Source organism: Rhodobacter capsulatus SB 1003, assembly GCF_000021865.1.
GTDB lineage: Bacteria > Pseudomonadota > Alphaproteobacteria > Rhodobacterales > Rhodobacteraceae > Rhodobacter > Rhodobacter capsulatus_B.
Map to the genome: position 1 here is coordinate 3,441,914 of NC_014034.1, position 13,822 is coordinate 3,455,735.

Genomic DNA, 13,822 nt, shown 5'->3' on the forward strand with positions numbered 1-13,822 from the left:
ATTCGCCGCAGTGCGGCAAGACGGCAAGGGAAAATCTGCGCGGCCTTGCAACACGGCGCTTGCCGCCCATCACGTTTCTGTCATCCTTGCGGCGATGGCGCGCGACGCCATCCACACAGGGGGAAGAACATGTTCCACAAAAGACTTGTGACTGCGCTGGCCTTTGCGGCCATCGTGGGGTCGATTGCCTCGCCGGGTTGGGCGCTGAACCGTCACGTGACGGTCGTGAACAACACCGGGTTCACCATGGTGAAATTCTACGGCTCGAACACCGGCTCCGAAAATTGGGAGGAAGACATTCTCGGCGAAGACGTGCTGCCCTCGGGCTCGTCGGTCGACATCAATTTCGACGACGACTCGGGCTATTGCAAGTTCGACTTCAAGGCCGTCTTCGAAGATGGCGACGAACTGGTGCGCCAGAACGTCAACGTCTGCGAAGTCGCCACCTTCACCTACAACTGAGCCCCCGGGGCTTTGACGGCCGCGCCTGGGGTGCGGCCGTCTGTCCCGGAAATGCTGCATTCGCTCGGTCATAAAATTTCAAAAACCCAACGTCACCAATTGCATTGTTGCGCAGCCAAGTTTAATTACTCCTCGGAGCCCGGTTGATTCTGCACCGCGGCGAGAACAGGAGACGCTGATGGCCCTCGATCAGAACACCGGCATCGCGCCTTATGAGGCGCCCGAGAAAGACCTTTACGAAATCGGCGAGATGCCGCCCTTGGGCTATGTGCCCAAGAACATGTACGCTTGGGCAATCCGCCGCGAGCGTCACGGCGAGCCCGAACAGTCGTTTCAGGTCGAGGTGGTGCCGACCTGGGAGATCGACAGCCACGAGGTTCTGGTGCTGGTGATGGCCGCGGGCGTGAACTACAATGGCGTCTGGGCGGGTCTGGGCGTGCCGATCTCGCCCTTTGACGGCCACAAGCAGCCCTATCACATCGCGGGCTCGGATGCGTCCGGCATCGTCTGGAAGGTGGGGTCGAAGGTCAAGGGCTGGAAGGTCGGCGACGAGGTGGTGATCCACTGCAACCAGGACGATGGCGACGACGAGGAATGCAACGGCGGCGATCCGATGTTCTCGCCCAGCCAGCGGATCTGGGGCTACGAGACGAACGACGGCAGCTTCGCGCAATTCACCCGGGTGCAGGCGCAGCAGCTGATGCGGCGTCCGCCGCATCTGACCTGGGAGGAATCGGCCTGCTACACGCTGACCTTGGCCACCGCCTATCGGATGCTGTTCGGCCATCCGCCGCATGACCTGCAGCCCGGTCAGAACGTGCTGGTCTGGGGCGCCTCGGGCGGGCTTGGCAGCTTCGCCATCCAGCTGATCAACGCGGCGGGCGGCAATGCGATCGGCGTGATCTCGGACGAGGACAAGCGCGACTTCGTCATGGGGCTGGGCGCCAAGGGCGTGATCAACCGCAAGGATTTCAAGTGCTGGGGCCAGCTGCCCAAGGTCAACACGCCGGAATACAACGACTGGCTGAAAGAGGCCCGCAAGTTCGGCAAGGCGATCTGGGACATCACCGGCAAGGGCGTGAACGTCGACATGGTGTTCGAGCATCCGGGCGAAGCGACCTTCCCGGTCAGCTCGCTGGTGTGCAAAAAGGGCGGCATGGTGGTGATCTGCGCCGGCACCTCGGGGTTCAACTGCACCTTTGACGTGCGCTACATGTGGATGCACCAGAAGCGCCTGCAGGGCAGCCACTTCGCGCATCTGAAACAGGCGGCCTCGGCGAACCGGCTGATGCTGGAACGGCGGCTGGACCCCTGCATGTCCGAGGTCTTCCCCTGGGCGGAAATCCCGAAAGCGCATACGAAAATGCTGCGCAACCAGCACAAGCCGGGCAACATGGCGGTGCTGGTGCAGGCGCCGACGACCGGGCTGCGCACCTTTGAAGATGCGCTCGAAGCCGGGCCGAAAGCTTAAGTTTCCTCCGAAACGCTTGTGAACCCCGCGCCCTCTGGCGCGGGTTTTGCATGTCTGCCATGCGTTAAATCATCATAGTTTAGGTATTCCTTGACCGGCGCCCTCCTGCGCGTCATGCTTGGACGAAGCGGGGGGCAATCGTGCAACGGATGGTCAGGGACGAGGCGGACAGCGCGAAGATCGGCACCGACCATTCGGCGATGCGGGCCCGCAACGAGCGGCTGGTGCTGTCGCTGATCCGCCGTCACGGGGCCTTGGCGAAATCCGAAATCGCGCGGCTGACCGGGCTTTCGGCGCAGACCGTTTCGGTGATCATGCGCGGGCTGGAGGCCGCCGGGCTTCTGACCCGTCAGGCGCCGGTGCGCGGCAAGGTCGGCCAGCCCACGGTGCCGATGTCGCTGGCGCCCGAGGGGGCGCTGTTTCTGGGTCTCAAGGTCGGGCGGCGCCGGACCGAGATGGTGCTGATCGATTTCCTCGGCCAGGTCCGCGGCGCGCGGGTGATGCGGCATGACTACCCGACCCCCGATGGCGTTCTGGACTTTGCCCGCCGCTCGGTCGGTGCGCTGACCGACCCCCTGCCCGAGGATTTGTACAAGCGCATTCAAGGGCTTGGCATCGGCCTGCCGTTCCAGCTCTGGGACTGGGCGGGCACGCTTGGCCTTGCCTTCAACGCGATGGACGATTGGCGCCACCGCGATATCCGCGCCGAGCTGGCGCTGGAAATGCCCTGGCCGGTGCTGTTGGAAAACGACGCCTCGGCCGCCTGCAATGCCGAACTGATTTTCGGCAAGGGCCGCCTGCCCAAGGATTTCGTCTATGCCTTCCTTGGCTTCTTCGTCGGGGGCGGGCTGGTGCTGGGCGGCTCGATGTTTGCGGGCCACAGCGGCAATGCCGGGGCGCTGGCCTCGACCCCGGTGCCCGACGGCAAGGGCGGCGCGCGGCAGCTGGTCGAGGTGGCCTCGCTTTCCGCACTGGAACGGGCGCTGGCGGCGCGGGGGCAAAGCGGGGCGTTCCTGTGGGAATCCGCCCCGGATTGGGAATTGGACGAGGAGATCGTCGCCCCCTGGCTGGCCGAGGCGGCCAAAGGGCTGGCCCATGTCGCGGCTTCGGCCGGGGCCCTGTGCGATCTGCAGGCGATGGTGATCGACGGCTGGCTGCCGGACCGGCTGCGCACCCGGCTGATCGCGGCGATCGAGACGGAGCTGGACCGCATCGACCTGTCGGGCATGACGCGGCCGCGGATCCTGGCGGGCACGGCGGGGCCGCAGGCCCGCGCGCTGGGGGCAGCAAGCCTGCCTTTGTCGGCAAAATTCCTGGTCGAATTCGCCGCGCTGCCCGACGTGCCGGATCGCGACTAGGCCGCAAGGCCCCGCATCGCGACGATCTGCCCGACAGCGCGGTGCAGCGGCACGGTGCGGAACATGTCGGCCAGCATGCGGAAATCGGCCAGAACCCCCGCCAGACGGCCGCGTTTCGCCCCTTTCCACGGGCTGGCGACCTCGGGCCAGCGCACGATGGCCAGCCGCGCCCGCGCCGCGATCAGACGGCGGTTCAGGTGCATTTCCAGCCCGAAGCGCGGCAGCGCCCGCAGCGCCTGCGGCTCGCCGATCAGCGCCCGGCGCAACACCCGCTCGCCCGAGATGTAGTCGAGCCCGATCAGCCGCCACGGCCAGGGCGCATTGCCGCGCAGCGAGATCGCCACATCGGCCCGCCCCGCCTGCACCGGCGCGATCAGCGCGGCAATCGCCTCGGGCGCCAGTCCCAGAAGATCGCTGTCCAGAAGCAGGATCAGCTCGTGATGCGCCGCCTCGATGCCGACCGAGACCGCCCAGCTTTTGCCCCGGTTCGGGCTTTGCCGGATCAGCCGGATGCCGGGCACCTGCGCCGCCACCGCGGCGGTGCCGTCGCTCGATCCGTCATCGACGACGATCACCTCGTCGATCAGCGGGTGGCCGACGACGGTTTGCAGCACGGCGGCGATGCGCGGGGCCTCGTTATAAGCGGGAATGATGCAGGAAACGCCCATCACTTACGCCTTCGCCTCCTGCCCCGGCGCCAGCGCATTGCCGCGCCATTCGAACCCGCGTGACCGCCAGGTGGCGACCCAGAGCGGGGCGAGCAGAAGATCGCGCAGCACCATCGCGACAATGTCGATCCGCCGCGCGGGCCAGCCCGCGACGCGGTTCATCGCCACCTCGACCCCATACCAGAGCGCAAGGAAAGGCAGCGCCAGCGCCGCCGTGCCCCAGCCCAGCGCCGGGATCAGCGCGAAAAGCGGCACGAAAGGCCCGAGCAGGATTTCCGCGGCAAAAAGCGCCGGAAAGCCGTCGCGGCGCACCCGCGCCCAGCGCAGCTGCCGCTTCCAGACCGGGCCGAAGCTGCGCCTGCCGATCGGCTGGGTAAAGGCCTGCCGCGTCAGCCGCACCTTCAGCCCCTGTGCCCGCACCGCCTTGGTCGAGGCGACATCCTCGGCCAGATCACGGCCCAAAGCCACCAGACCGCCCGCGGCTTCAAGAACGTCGCGCCGCCAGGCCAGCGTCTTGCCCTGCGCGAAGCCATTGCCCAGACTGTCCGAGGCCAGCTGCCAGCGGTCCTGAAACCCGTCCAGAAACGCGCATTCCAGCGCCGCCCAGATCCCCTCGGCGCGGATGCCGACGGGGGGCGAGGTGACCAGCCCGGTATCGGGGCGGAAGGTGGCCAGGATCTGCTCGATATAGTCGCGCGGCAACAGCAGGTTCGAATCCGCCATCGCGACGATCTCGCCCCGCGACGCGATCCAGCCCTTTTGCAGGTTGTTCAGCTTCGGATTGCCGGTGATCCGATCCTCGCCAATGAGCAGCTGCGCCCGCGCCTGCGGATAGTCCGCGATCAGCGCGCGCAAAAGCGGCACCGCCGGATCCTCCTCGACCGCGGCGCAGAAGATGATTTCGAGGTTCGGATAGCTCAGTTCAAAGGACGAACGCAGCGTTTCCGCATCATGGGTGTCCAGCCCGCAGACCGGGCGCAAAAGCGTCACCAGCGGCGGCTTGGCGGGCAGAGCCACCGGCGCGGGGCCGCGATAGCGCCAGGCCGTCAGCGCGGCCGAAGAGACATGCAGGGCAGCGGCCAGACCGGCAAACCCGGCAAGCGTTTCGGCGATCATGCGTCCACCTCTTCCATCAGACCCTGGCGGGCCGGGGCGGTCTCTGCCTCGGGGCGCCATTCCACAAGTTGGAGCGCGCCCTCGAAGGTTTCAACCAGCGCGGTCCGGCTGTCGACCCAATCGCCGCAATTGGCATAGGTGATCGGGCCGCTCTGCCGCAGTGCCGCCTTGTGGAAGTGACCGCAAATCACCCCTTCGTGCCCGGTCGCGACCGCCATCGCGGCCAGACGCTTCTCGAAGCCGTTGCCGACCATCATCAGCGCATTGACGCCGCAGATCGCCCATTCGAAAATCCCGCGTTTCGCCCGCGGCCGCAGCCCGCGCAAGGCGTGATCGACCGCCCGCAGCGCCGCATCCAGCCGCGAGCCGATCCGGGTCATCACATGAAAGCGAAAGATCCGCGCATCGACTTGATCGCCGTGCAGCACCAGATAGCGGGTGCCGTCGGCGGCGACATGGGTCAGGCTGTCGGCCAGCTCGAAGCGGTCAAAGCGGCCGGTGGCGATCTCGCGCAGCGGCGCATCGTGGTTGCCGGGCAGATAGACGACGCGGGTGCCGGTGCCCGCGCGGGCGCCAAGCTCGGTCCAGATCGCATCCTGCAGCCCGCCCCAATGCACCCGGCCGGGGTGCCAGACATCGAGGATATCGCCGACAAGATAGATCGTCTCGGCCTCGACGCTGCTCAGGAAATCGAGGATCTCGGCGGCACGGCAGCCCCGCGCCCCCAGATGCAGATCGGACAGGAAGAGGCTGCGGTAACGACGGCGCAGACGGGTAGCGGAAGCGTCGAACATGATCATTCCCCGTTGTCGATGCGTTGTCACTATCAACAACCGGGAACGACGCTTCCGTTGCAGCTTCACGAAGATTTCATGACGCGGCGCCGCAATGCAGCGACAGGCTGTCGCAGCGGCGGGAAAAGCGCATGAAAAGGCCCGAAGCGCGGCGGCTTCGGGCGATTTCCGAGCTTGGACGGCCTCAGCCGCGGGCGAGCAGCGCCGAGGGGCGGTATTGCGCGATGGTGCGCGCGACCAGCCCCGTCACCACCACCTTGACCAGATCGCCCGGGATGAAGGGCGCCATGATCGCGGTCGCGGCCCAAAGGCTGATCGGCGCGTCTTCGGGTTTCAGCCCGGCGTTCTTCACCAGCCAGAAGCCAAGGATGCCCAGCGCATACATGATGATGATCCCGCCCAGCGTCGCGCCGATCCCGGCGGCAAGGGCGACCGGAACGCGGCGCAGGCGCTCGACGATCAGGCCGGTGACGAAGGCGGCCGGAAGCCAGCCGATCAGGAAGCCCGCGGTCGGGCCGACGAAGATGCCAAGGCCGCCGCGGCCGCCCGCCAGCACCGGCAGGCCGATCGCCACCAGCGCCTGCACCAGAAGCACGGCCAGCGCGCCGCGCCAGCTGCCCAGAACGGCTCCCGCCAGCATCACGCCCAGCGACTGCAGCGTGATCGGCACGCCAAAGCCCAGCGGAATCGCGGGCACGAAGCCCAGCGCGACGATCAGCGCCGCGAAAAGCCCGATCAGGGTTACGTTACGTTCCAACGGTGTCTCTCCCTTTGCGCGGCAGGGCCAATCCACCGCGTGCGCGCAAGGCATCGGCCATATGATCCGCATCGTCAAGCAGCGAAAACGTCAATGGCGCAAGGAGTTTCCCCCGCGGCTTGCGGGCGGACCGGGCCCGCCAGGCCTCGGCCAAGGTGTCGTGACGGGCGCGCAGAACCGGCACGAAGCGGATCACCAAAGCCACCGAAATCGCCGGGATGCGGGGGGAAATCCCAAACCGGGCAAGCGGTTGTGCCAGCCGTTCGATCAGCGCCACGATCTCCGGCAGGGGCGTCGTCAGGGTCACGGCATTGGCCAGACCGACCATCGCCAGCACCCGCAGACCGAACAGCACCCCCTGCGCCACCGCGCCCTGCAGGCTGTCCCAGATCAGGATCACCGCGACGATCCAGACCAGCGGACGCAACGTCACAAGGCTTTGCCGGATCGCCTTGCGGCCCAGGCTGGCGGTCAGCGCCGCCACGACCAGCACCGCCGCCCCCTGCCCCGCCAGACTGCCGATCCGCATCAGAGCGATCATCGCCACGGCGAGCAGGCCGAATTTCAGCGCCGCGGGCAGCCGATGCGCCCAGCTGCGACAGGGCAGCGCGAGGCTCAGCATGCGCCCGCCCGCGCCAAAGCCTGCATCGCCGCGATGTAGCGCGGCAGCACCTCGGCGGGCGGGCCGTCGGCCTCGATCCGGCCTCCCTCCAGCCACAGGATGCGGTCGAACCCGGTCAGCCGCGACGGATCATGCGTCACCAGAACGACATTCTGCGCCAGCCCCGCGATCCGCGCCTCGATCGACAGCGCCGTGGGCAGGTCCAGCGCGTTGAAGGGCTCGTCGAACAGGATCCAGTCCGGCTCCATCGCCAGGATCGACATCAGGCACAAAAGCTGGCGCTGCCCCTGCGAGAGCGTGTGACACAGCCGGTCGCCCCAGTCCGCGCGCCCCTGCGCCGCCAGAACGGCCTCGGCCCGGGCCAGCGCCGCGGCGCGTTTCAGCCCCTTCTGCTCCAGCCCGAAGGCGATCTCGTCGCGCACCACCGGAAAGATGATCTGATGATCGGGGTTCTGGAACAACAGCCCCACCGTGCCCAGGGCCCCGGCGCGGTCGGCGGCGACATCGACGCCGTTCACCACCACCCGACCCTTTTGCGGCGTCACCAGCCCGGTGATCAGCCGGATCAGCGAGGATTTGCCCGCGCCATTGCGCCCGACGATGCCGATGCGCCGCTCGGTCAGGCGCAGGGTCAGGTCGGAAAACACCCCGGTCCCGTCGCGCTCCAGCGTCACATGTCCGATATCGATTGCCTGCATCATCGCCTCCGGCTGCTGCCTTGCCCGCTTGGCTGCGCAAGGTCAACCGCGAAGCGGTGGCGATTGCGCGGCGGGGGTGATAAGGCTGGCCGTGGTGGGCGGAATCATGTCGCCGATCCTGACCCATCGCCTCGCAAGGCCCAAGACCGAAGGCTCGATGACCGAAACCTGTCTTTCCCCCGCTGACGCCAAGGCCGAACTGGCCCGCCTGACCGCCCCGGTATCGAAGCAGCTGCGTTCGGCCGGGATGCTGGCCTCGCTTTCCGAAGTGCTCTGGGCGGCGCAGGCGGCGCTGGTCGCGCTGGCCTTGGGCGGGCTTGTCGCCCCGCCCGCCAGCCTGAGCGTGCCGCAGGCGGCGCTGGGCTTCGTCTTCGTGATGCTGCTGCGCGCCGGGCTGGATGCGGCGGCGCAGGCCCGCGCCAACCGCGCCGCGACGACGCTGGTGGCGGCCGAACGCGCCCGGCTGCTGACCGAGGCGGCACGGCTGGATGCCCGGGCGACCGGCCTTGCCCCGGCGCAGCTGGCCAGCCTTGCGGGCGAGAAACTGGCGCTGCTTGGCCCCTATGTCTCGCGCTTCACCCCGGCGATGACGCGCTCGCGCATCGTGCCGATCGTGTTTCTGGCGCTGGTGGCGCCGCTCTCCTGGGTCGTGGCGGTGATCTTCCTGATCGCCGGGCCGCTGATCCCGGTCTTCATGGCGCTGATCGGCATGGCGGCGCAGCAGGCCTCCGAGCGGCAGATGGCGCATCTGGGCACGCTGAACGGCACCTTGGCCGATCGCATCGCCGCCAGCGCCGATCTGCGGCTGCTGGGCGCCGAGGACCGGGCGGGGCGCGAATTGTCGATCGTGTTCCATATCCTGCGGGCGCGGACGATGAAGGTTCTGACGGTGGCCTTCCTGTCCTCGACCGTGCTCGAGCTTTTTTCCGCGCTCGGTGTCGCGCTGGTCGCGGTTTACGTCGGCTTCAACCTGCTGGGCGAAATCACCTGGGGCTCCTGGGGCACGCCGCTGCATCCGGCGGGGGGGATCTTCCTTCTGATGCTGGCGCCGAACATGTTCCAGCCGATGCGCGATCTGGCCGCGGCCTGGCATGACCGGGCCTCGGCCTTTGCCGTCGCGGGCGAGCTCAAGGCCGCCAAGGCGATGCTGTCCGAAGAAGGCCAGATCATGGGCACGGGCGCCGCGGCCAGGGCGCTGCCGCCTGCGGTTCTGTCCTGGGCCGGGCTCGCGCTGCGGCCGGGCCCCGGGGCGGCGCCGATCGCCCTGCCCGACGGGCAGGTGGCGCCCGGAGAGGCCGTGGCGATTTCCGGCCCCTCGGGGGCGGGGAAATCGACGCTGATCGCGGCGCTGGCCGGGCTGATCCGGCCCGATGCGGGCGAAATCCGCTGGGGCGAGACCGTGCTGGCCGAGGACAGCGCCGATGCGATCCGGGCGGGGATGGGCTGGCTGCCGCAAGCGCCGCAATTCATCGCCGCGCCGCTCTCCGAGGCGATCACCTTGGGCCGTCCGGGCGATCTTTCGGCGGCGCTCAAGGCCGCCCATGCCGAGGAAATCATCGCCGCCCTGCCCGAGGGTCTGGCGACGCCCTTGGGCGATATCGGCGGCGGGGTTTCGGGCGGCGAGGCGCGGCGGCTGATGCTGGCCCGCGCCCATCACGCCCAGGCGCATCTGATCCTGGCCGACGAGCCCACGGCCGATCTGGATTCCGAAACCGCGCAGGCGGTTCTGGCCGGGCTGATGGCGCTGCGCGCGGGCGGTGCGGCGCTTTTGATTGCCAGCCATGACCCCGCGGTGATCGCCGCGATGGATCGGGTCATCACCCTGGGTCACGATGCGGAGGACCGGACATGATCGCGCTTTTCCGTCTGGCACGTCGTCTGTCCGAAGCCGAACGTCAGGCCTTTCTGCGCGGCCTTGCGCTGATGGTGACGGTTCTGGTCATGGGGGTCGCGCTGCTCGGCCTCTCGGGCTGGTTCGTCACCGCCGCCGCCGCCGCGGGCATCGCCGGGGTGATCGGCTTCGATTTCTTCCGCCCCTCGGCCGGGGTGCGGTTTCTGGCGCTGGGGCGGGCGATGGCGCGCTATGGCGAACGCCTTCTGACCCATGACGCCACTTTGCGCGCACTGGCGGGCATGCGCAGCGCGGTTTACGCCGGGATCACCCGGCTGCCGCATGAGGTGCAATCGCGGCTGCGCGGCGCCGAGGCGCTCAACCGCATCACCTCGGATATCGACGCGCTCGACGGGTTGATGCTGCGCCTGGTGCTGCCGCTTTCCGCCGCCGTGGCGGGGCTGGCGGCGGGCACGCTGGCGATCTGGTTTCTGGTCACCCCCGCCGCGGCGCTGGCCGTGGCGCTGATCTATGCGCTGGGGGGAACGCTGGTTCTGGCGGTCACCGCCCGCATCGCCCTGCGCCCGGCCGCCGCCGCCGAGGCCGGGCTGCAGGGGCTGCGCGCCGCGGGGCTTGATCTGATGCGCAACCGCGCCGATCTGGCGGTGGCCGGGGCGCTCGACCGGCTGACCGGGGTGGCGCTGGACGCGGTCACCGCCGAGGAAACCGCGCGCAACCGGCTCGATGACATCGAGCGGCAATCCTCCTCGGCGCTGGCGCTGACGGTGGGCACGGCCGCGGCCGCCGCGCTTTATCTGGGCGGCAGTGCCGCCGAGGCCGGGCTGATTTCGCCCGCCCGCGCCGCGATCGGGTTTTTCGTCGCGCTGGCGCTGGCCGAAAGTCTGGGCGCGCTGCGCCGGGGTCTGGCGGAATGGGGCCGGATGCAGGGCGCCGCGGTGCGGGTTCTGGCGCTGACCGACACGCCGCCGCGCCCCGATCCGCAGGTGGTGCCGCTGCCCCTGCCGGAAAAACCGCTGCTGCATATGACCGAGCTGCGCCACCGCCGCCAGGGCGCGCAGCGCGACAGTTTCGGGCCGGTCAGCTTTGAGCTGATCCGCGGCGAGACGCTGCTGATCACCGGCCCTTCGGGCGTCGGCAAATCGACGCTTCTGGCCACGCTGGCCGGGCTGACGGCGCCGGTTTCGGGGCAGATCCTGCTTTCGGGCGTGCCGCTTGCGGATTGGTCGGAGGAGCTGTTGCGCTCCTGGCTCACCCTGGTGCCGCAACGCTCGGCGCTGATGGCGGGCACCGTGGCCGAAAACCTGTCGCTGGCCCTGCCCGAGGGCCAGCCGGTCGATGAAGCGCAGCTGTGGCAGGTGCTGGAGGCCGTCGATCTGGCCGGGCCACTGCAAGCGCGCGAGGGGTTGGCCACCCAGCTTGGCCCGCATGGATCGGGGCTTTCGGGCGGTCAGGCGAAGCGGCTTGCGCTGGCGCGGGCGCTGTTGCGCCGCCCCAAGGTGCTGCTTCTGGACGAGCCGACCGAGGGGCTGGATGCGCCGACCGCCAAGGCGACGCTGCAGGGCATCCGCAAGCTTCTGCCCGAGACCGGGATCGTTTTCGTCAGCCACCGCAGCCCCGATGCCGATCTGGCCGACCGGGTGCTGCATCTGGCGGAATGACCTGCCCCCCGCTCAGGCGCGGGGGGTCAGTTTCAGCCTGATCCCGGCATCGGAGCGCACCGTCAGATGCGCGACCGGCATCGGCACCGCGCCCGGGACCGGCTCAAAGCGGAAGGCGCGCAGGAACATCGACAGGATCAGCGGCCCTTCGGCCATGGCGAAAGCCGCGCCGGGGCAGACCCGCGGCCCTTCGGAAAACGGCACATAGGCGTCGCGCAGCCCGGCCTTGCCGTTCTCCGTCTCCCAGCGGCCGGGGTCGAAGGCGTCGGGATTGTCCCAGATCCGTTCATGCCGGTGCAGGTGCCAGGGGGAGACGATGATCTGCGCCCCCTTCTTCACGCTTCGCCCGCGGAAGGTCATCGGGCAGGCGGCCTCGCGCACGAACATCGGCACCGGCGGGTAAAGCCGCATCGCTTCCCGGAACACCGCGCGCGACAGTTTCAGCCGGTTTATGATGGAAAACACCGGCACGTCATCGCCCAGCACCTCGGTTGCCTCGGCGGCCAGTTTATCCTGCCAGTCGGGATGGGTGGCGAGCAGGTAAAGCGACCAGGCCAGCGCCGCGGCCGAGGTCTCGTGACCGGCGAGGAAAAAGATCGCCACCTGATCGACCATCTCGCCGGTCTCGAAGACACGTCCGGTTTCGGGATCGGGCGTCGTCATGATCTTGGTCGCCAGATCATCGGGCGCGGTGCCGTTCTCGATCTCGCCCGCCCGCATCGTCGCCAGCTGCCCGATCAGCGCCCGGATCGCCCGGGCGGTGTCGCGCGTCTGTTTCGAATGGAACGCGGGGACCCATTTCGGCAGGGGCAGGATCGCCGCCAGATTGGCCACCGGATGCGCCGCCTGATGGGCGCGAAACCCCTCGAAGGCGGCTTGGGCGATCTCGTGCTCGATCGGCATCGAGAACATCGTGCGAAAGATCACATCCATCGCCACATGGCTGGTTTCCGCCTCGATTTCCAGCGGTTGCCCGTCGGCTTTCGCCCGCAGCCTCTCGACCGCCGCGACGCCGCTGTCCCACATCGCCGGAAAGACTTCGCGCAGCCGGCCGCCCTCGAAGGCCGGGTCGATGATCCGGCGCTGATGTTCCCAAAGCGCGCCGTTGGTGATGAAGACAGAGTCGCGCAAAAGCGGCTTGAGGCCAAAGCGGATGCGCTCGGATTTCGGGAAATCATGCGGCGAGCCGCGCAGGACGCGATGCACCAGCTCGGGCTCGTTGCACAGGAACGACCGGAAGAAGGGCGTCTTCATCTCGGCCATCCAGGCGCGGTAAAGATGCGCGGGCTGCGCCGAGAGGATGTCGCGCTGGAAGAGCCGCAGATATTCCAGAAGCGAGACCTTGCCCGCACGGGCCTGCGGTTTCGGCGGCAGAATCGCCCCTTGCGGCACGGCTGCGGTTTCATCGGTCATCGGCGCACTCCGGGTCTGCATCTTGGGGGTCTGCGGGGCCATCGGTCGGGTATCCAGAGGCGTTTCGGGCTTGTCAGTGACGGCTATCACAGGAAATTGCCCTTGTCCGCCCCGTGATACCTTGGGTCGCACTCGCCCGCGCGGTGAAAGCCGCGTAAACTCCGCCGACCCTCTCCGCCGCAAAGGCCGCTCGTCCATGCTCGACGCCCTCGACACCCCGGCGCATCCCTGCGGGAAGTGCCTCTTTTACGAAAAGAGCCTGTGGAACCCCGTGGGCCTTGGCGGCGTGTCGGTGCTGGCCTGCGGCTTTTCCCGCCGCGACATCGCCGCGGGCGAGGTTCTGTTCGAACAGGGCAGCCGCAACAAGGGCGTGTTCTGCGTCTCCAAGGGGCTGATCGCGCTGCGCAGCCACAATCCCGACGGCTCCTCGACGCTGATGCGGCTGGCCTATCCGGGCGAGATCGTCGGCTTCCGGTCCTTCCTCAGCCATGGCGAACACCAGACCGAGGCCCGGGCGCTGATGCCCGCGCGGGTCTGCACCGTCGCGCGCGGCAGTGCCGAAAGGCTTCTGCGCAACAATCCCGCGATCATGGAGCGGCTGATGGTGCGGGCGGTGGCGGAAATCGACCGCAGCCATGCGCGGATCATCGCGGCGGCCACCACCTCGAACAAGGACCGGCTGGAACAGCTTCTGGGCTGGCTGATGGCGCGGCATGGCGCCCGCGCCGGATCCGAGATGCGGATGCAGCTGCCGATGACGCGCTCGGACCTCGCCGATCTGATCGGGGTGCAGCGGGAAACGATGTCGCGGCTGATCAAGCGGCTGGAGGAAGACGGCATCTTCCGCTTTTCCGGCCGCGAGGTCTGGATGCGGGTGCCCGGCGATCTGATGGCGCAATGCTCTGACGCCGAACGCGAAGAGGTCCGGCTGCTGGTGCAACGGCTGCGCTGAG

At 68.4% G+C, this 13,822-nt stretch carries 13 protein-coding genes; 6 read left to right on the forward strand and 7 right to left on the reverse strand.

All coding sequences use genetic code 11. The features are described from left to right. Positions 1-129 precede the first annotated feature (129 nt). The 3 genes from RCAP_RS16015 to RCAP_RS16025 all read left to right on the forward strand — a co-directional run bounded on the left by RCAP_RS16015 (position 130) and on the right by RCAP_RS16025 (position 3,291). On the forward strand, positions 130-462 hold the full coding sequence (locus RCAP_RS16015) for a hypothetical protein (protein WP_013068939.1): 333 nt from the start codon (positions 130-132) through the stop codon (positions 460-462). 178 nt (positions 463-640) lie between these two features. Beyond that, on the forward strand, positions 641-1,933 hold the full coding sequence (gene ccrA / locus RCAP_RS16020) for a crotonyl-CoA carboxylase/reductase (protein WP_013068940.1): 1,293 nt from the start codon (positions 641-643) through the stop codon (positions 1,931-1,933). A gap of 149 nt (positions 1,934-2,082) precedes the next feature. Continuing rightward, positions 2,083-3,291 (forward strand): ROK family transcriptional regulator, encoded by a 1,209-nt coding sequence (locus tag RCAP_RS16025; protein ID WP_013068942.1) that lies wholly within the window; start codon positions 2,083-2,085, stop codon positions 3,289-3,291. Here the strand turns inward: RCAP_RS16025 and RCAP_RS16030 are convergent. The 6 genes from RCAP_RS16030 to RCAP_RS16055 all read right to left on the reverse strand — a co-directional run bounded on the left by RCAP_RS16030 (position 3,288) and on the right by RCAP_RS16055 (position 7,946). Then, entirely contained in the window at positions 3,288-3,959 is a 672-nt protein-coding gene (locus tag RCAP_RS16030) for a glycosyltransferase family 2 protein (protein WP_013068943.1), read from the reverse strand. The two genes, RCAP_RS16025 and RCAP_RS16030, sit on opposite strands and share 4 nt — an antisense overlap. Before the next feature lie 3 nt (positions 3,960-3,962). After that, complete coding sequence (locus RCAP_RS16035; RefSeq protein WP_013068944.1) at positions 3,963-5,075, reverse strand: ceramide glucosyltransferase; 1,113 nt, start codon at positions 5,073-5,075, stop codon at positions 3,963-3,965. After that, a complete protein-coding gene (locus RCAP_RS16040; protein ID WP_013068945.1) occupies positions 5,072-5,869 on the reverse strand; it encodes a UDP-2,3-diacylglucosamine diphosphatase in 798 nt (265 codons plus the stop codon). The genes RCAP_RS16035 and RCAP_RS16040 overlap by 4 nt, the downstream gene beginning before the upstream one ends. 184 nt (positions 5,870-6,053) lie before the next feature. Then, complete coding sequence (locus tag RCAP_RS16045) at positions 6,054-6,626, reverse strand: biotin transporter BioY (RefSeq protein WP_013068946.1); 573 nt, start codon at positions 6,624-6,626, stop codon at positions 6,054-6,056. Beyond that, the gene (locus RCAP_RS16050; RefSeq protein ID WP_013068947.1) at positions 6,616-7,248 is read right to left on the reverse strand and encodes an energy-coupling factor transporter transmembrane component T family protein; all 633 of its coding nucleotides are present in this window, start codon (positions 7,246-7,248) and stop codon (positions 6,616-6,618) included. Before RCAP_RS16050 ends, RCAP_RS16045 begins: the two co-directional genes overlap by 11 nt. Further along, positions 7,242-7,946 carry an energy-coupling factor ABC transporter ATP-binding protein gene (locus tag RCAP_RS16055; RefSeq protein WP_013068948.1) on the reverse strand — a complete coding sequence of 235 codons (705 nt, stop codon included), beginning with the start codon at positions 7,944-7,946 and terminating at the stop codon, positions 7,242-7,244. The genes RCAP_RS16050 and RCAP_RS16055 overlap by 7 nt, the downstream gene beginning before the upstream one ends. Before the next feature lie 106 nt (positions 7,947-8,052). Here RCAP_RS16055 and RCAP_RS16060 point away from each other — a divergent pair, with 106 nt between their 5' ends. Both RCAP_RS16060 and cydC read left to right on the forward strand, forming a co-directional pair. Further along, entirely contained in the window at positions 8,053-9,798 is a 1,746-nt protein-coding gene (locus RCAP_RS16060; protein WP_013068949.1) for an ABC transporter ATP-binding protein/permease, read from the forward strand. Continuing rightward, complete coding sequence (gene cydC, locus RCAP_RS16065) at positions 9,795-11,456, forward strand: thiol reductant ABC exporter subunit CydC (protein ID WP_013068950.1); 1,662 nt, start codon at positions 9,795-9,797, stop codon at positions 11,454-11,456. Before RCAP_RS16060 ends, cydC begins: the two co-directional genes overlap by 4 nt. Positions 11,457-11,468: 12 nt before the next feature. On the opposite strand, the gene RCAP_RS16070 is transcribed toward cydC, so the two are convergent. After that, the gene (locus RCAP_RS16070; protein ID WP_013068951.1) at positions 11,469-12,869 is read right to left on the reverse strand and encodes a cytochrome P450; all 1,401 of its coding nucleotides are present in this window, start codon (positions 12,867-12,869) and stop codon (positions 11,469-11,471) included. Positions 12,870-13,065: 196 nt separating this feature from the next. On the opposite strand from RCAP_RS16070, the gene RCAP_RS16075 reads away from it, so the two are divergent. Continuing rightward, on the forward strand, positions 13,066-13,821 hold the full coding sequence (locus tag RCAP_RS16075) for a Crp/Fnr family transcriptional regulator (protein WP_013068952.1): 756 nt from the start codon (positions 13,066-13,068) through the stop codon (positions 13,819-13,821). Position 13,822: the final 1 nt, after the last annotated feature.

Excerpts from the sequence above, each read along its gene's own strand:
- RCAP_RS16060 (WP_013068949.1), top strand. The coding sequence starts at position 8,053 with ATGTCGCCGATCCTGACCCATCGCCTCGCAAGGCCCAAGACCGAAGGC.
- RCAP_RS16070 (WP_013068951.1), bottom strand. The coding sequence starts at position 12,869 with ATGACCGATGAAACCGCAGCCGTGCCGCAAGGGGCGATTCTGCCGCCG.
- RCAP_RS16025 (WP_013068942.1), top strand. The coding sequence starts at position 2,083 with ATGGTCAGGGACGAGGCGGACAGCGCGAAGATCGGCACCGACCATTCG.
- RCAP_RS16040 (WP_013068945.1), bottom strand. The coding sequence starts at position 5,869 with ATGTTCGACGCTTCCGCTACCCGTCTGCGCCGTCGTTACCGCAGCCTC.
- RCAP_RS16035 (WP_013068944.1), bottom strand. The coding sequence starts at position 5,075 with ATGATCGCCGAAACGCTTGCCGGGTTTGCCGGTCTGGCCGCTGCCCTG.
- cydC (WP_013068950.1), top strand. The coding sequence starts at position 9,795 with ATGATCGCGCTTTTCCGTCTGGCACGTCGTCTGTCCGAAGCCGAACGT.
- RCAP_RS16050 (WP_013068947.1), bottom strand. The coding sequence starts at position 7,248 with ATGCTGAGCCTCGCGCTGCCCTGTCGCAGCTGGGCGCATCGGCTGCCC.
- RCAP_RS16075 (WP_013068952.1), top strand. The coding sequence starts at position 13,066 with ATGCTCGACGCCCTCGACACCCCGGCGCATCCCTGCGGGAAGTGCCTC.
- RCAP_RS16030 (WP_013068943.1), bottom strand. The coding sequence starts at position 3,959 with ATGGGCGTTTCCTGCATCATTCCCGCTTATAACGAGGCCCCGCGCATC.
- RCAP_RS16015 (WP_013068939.1), top strand. The coding sequence starts at position 130 with ATGTTCCACAAAAGACTTGTGACTGCGCTGGCCTTTGCGGCCATCGTG.
- RCAP_RS16055 (WP_013068948.1), bottom strand. The coding sequence starts at position 7,946 with ATGCAGGCAATCGATATCGGACATGTGACGCTGGAGCGCGACGGGACC.
- ccrA (WP_013068940.1), top strand. The coding sequence starts at position 641 with ATGGCCCTCGATCAGAACACCGGCATCGCGCCTTATGAGGCGCCCGAG.